Source organism: Vibrio sp. OPT46 (assembly GCF_015163535.1).
Lineage (GTDB): Bacteria > Pseudomonadota > Gammaproteobacteria > Enterobacterales > Vibrionaceae > Vibrio > Vibrio alginolyticus.
Map to the genome: position 1 here is coordinate 1 of NZ_JADDYG010000525.1, position 1010 is coordinate 1010.

General features: G+C 53.6%; 1 protein-coding gene. It reads right to left on the minus strand.

Features of this window, described 5'->3' with window-relative positions; all coding sequences use genetic code 11:
* Nucleotides 1-1010 (minus strand): tandem large repeat (locus IQR33_RS21270; RefSeq protein ID WP_193844030.1); only part of this gene is annotated, 1010 nt, incomplete at both ends.

Sequence of the window (1010 nt, forward strand, 5' to 3'; positions counted from 1 at the left end):
AGATCTTTATCGAATTCCAGCGTTACCGTCACGCTTTGGCCGATGGCTTGGTGCTCAGGCGTAAACGTCACGTTAGTCAGCGTTGGCAGAGACTGCGCGAGAGTAAAGCTCTGACTTTCACTTACTTCAATGCCCGCTGAGTTCGTCCCTGTCACCATCACGGTATAAGTGCCGTTGGTTTGGTGACTCATGTCCATTGCGTCACTGGTCCAAGTGCCACCGGCTTGTACCGTTGCGCTGCTGCTTTTCAATACCGTCGCGCCGCCTTGGGCTTTCACTTCAAGACGCAGGGACTGACCATCAAAACGTGTCGACGTACCTTCAAATTGTAGCGTGGCGGCATGCGCTTCATCCACATTACCCACTGGCGTAATAGCTAAGGTTGGTGTGATCGGCATGGAGTAAGCCGTGTTCTGGCTACCGGTGTTTCCTGATAAGTCTTGGTAGTCACGAACTAGTAACGCCACATTCAGCTCTGACGAGTCTGGTACCACTACATCACCAGTCCAAACACTTGGGTCCGCGGTTGCCACTAACGAGGTGATCGTCGTACCACCTAACTCTGCTGCGGCGGATTGCAGATCTTTATCGAATTCCAGCGTCACCGTCACGCTTTGGCCGATGGCTTGGTGCTCAGGCGTAAACATCGCGTTAGTCAGCGTTGGCAGAGACTGCGCCAGTGTAAAGCTCTGGCTTTCACTCACTTCAATGCCCGCAGAGTTCGTCCCCGTCACCATCACAGTATAAGTACCATTGGTTTGGTGACTCATGTCCATTGCGCCACTGATCCAAGTGCCACCGGCTTGTACCGTTGCACTGCTGCTTTTTAGTACCGTCGCGCTGCCTTGGGCTTTCACTTCAAGACGCAGGGACTGACCGTCAAAACGTGTCGACGTGCCTTCGAATTGTAGTGTGGCGGCATGCGTTTCATCCACATTGCCCACTGGCGTAATAGCTAAGGTCGGCGTGATCGGCATGGAGTAAGCCGTGTTCTGGCTACCGGTATTCCC